2 protein-coding genes are annotated in these 1,071 nt (G+C 68.3%); one reads left to right on the forward strand and one right to left on the reverse strand.

Features of this window, described 5'->3' with window-relative positions; translation table 11 throughout:
* Positions 1-190, reverse strand: a 190-nt coding sequence (locus OOT08_RS02280; RefSeq protein WP_325090931.1) for a hypothetical protein, incomplete at its 3' end; no start/stop codon positions are given.
* 106 nt (positions 191-296) lie between these two features.
* Here OOT08_RS02280 and OOT08_RS02285 point away from each other — a divergent pair.
* Positions 297-884, forward strand: a complete 588-nt coding sequence (locus OOT08_RS02285; protein ID WP_325090932.1) for a hypothetical protein — start codon at positions 297-299, stop codon at positions 882-884.
* Positions 885-1,071 lie beyond the last annotated feature (187 nt).

The following is a 1,071-nucleotide window of genomic DNA, read 5'->3' on the forward strand; positions in this document are numbered from 1 at the left end:
TGCTGGCCAGCAGGATGATGAGGACGCTCAGCCAGGTGGGGAGGCTGAGGGCCGCCCCGAAGCTGAGGCCGAGGCGGAGCCCGGAGGGCAGCATGACGAGGCCGCCGATCAGGAGGCCGATCGCGGCGGCGGCGTCTCGTTGCTCGGGGCGCATGCTGGGCCGGCCCGGGAGTCTTCGCAGTGCGCGCATGCGTCTATTCGAGCACATGTCGGGGGCGTTGTCCTCCGCCGAAGGGAGGAGGGGTTTGCGACGTTTGCTCGATGTGGGCGGCGTTCCCTTCGGCTGGACTGGGGGCATGAGTGTAATTCTGATGGCAATTGTGGGCGCGGAGATCGCGTTCTGGGTGGTGTTGTTCGCCGGTTTGGGGTCCCGGTATCTCCTGCGGATGCCCCGACTTTCCTCGGTGTTGTTGCTCCTGGTGCCCGGGGTCGATCTGCTGTTGCTCACCCTGATCTCGGTGGATCTGCTGGGCGGGGCGACGGCGGAGTTTGCGCACGGCCTGGGGGCGGTGTATCTCGGGTTCACGGTGTCGTTTGGGCACAGCCTGATCCGGCGGATGGACGCCTGGTTCGCGCACCGCTTCGCCGGGGGTCCGGCGCCGGTGCGGGTGCCCAAGCGGGGGCCGCAGCGGCTTCGCCACGAGTGGGTGTCCTTCAGCCGGTCGGTGTTGACCGCGGTGATCGCGAGCGCGGTGATCCTGATCATGACCTGGTTGGTGGGAAATGAGGCGCGAACGGCGGAGCTGATGTCGTGGATCCCGCGGGTGTGGTTTGTCGTGCTGATCTGGTTTGCGACGGGACCGCTGTGGGAGATCCTCGGGGGTCGCTCCGAGGAGCAGTCCGCGGATGGGTCTCGACCGGGGGCGCTGAATCCGAGAGACTAGGCAGGGTACGCCGTGAGGGCGTCAACCAGCCGAGGGGGTCCGGGTGAACGAGCAGGTCAGCGCAGAGCGAAGCGGCGGGGGTCGAGGGGGCGCGAGCGCTTCGGCGTCGGGGGCCACGGTGTTTACCGGGAGGATCATCACGATGGCGCACGCGGTGGATCCGCGCGCCGCGGACGACCTGGTGTTG

Origin of the sequence: Leucobacter sp. M11 (assembly GCF_035726885.1) — a bacterium.
Taxonomy (GTDB): Bacteria; Actinomycetota; Actinomycetes; order Actinomycetales; family Microbacteriaceae; genus JAPFRB01.

Coding starts and splice junctions, on each gene's coding strand:
- OOT08_RS02285 (WP_325090932.1), top strand. CDS start 297: ATGAGTGTAATTCTGATGGCAATTGTGGGCGCGGAGATCGCGTTCTGG.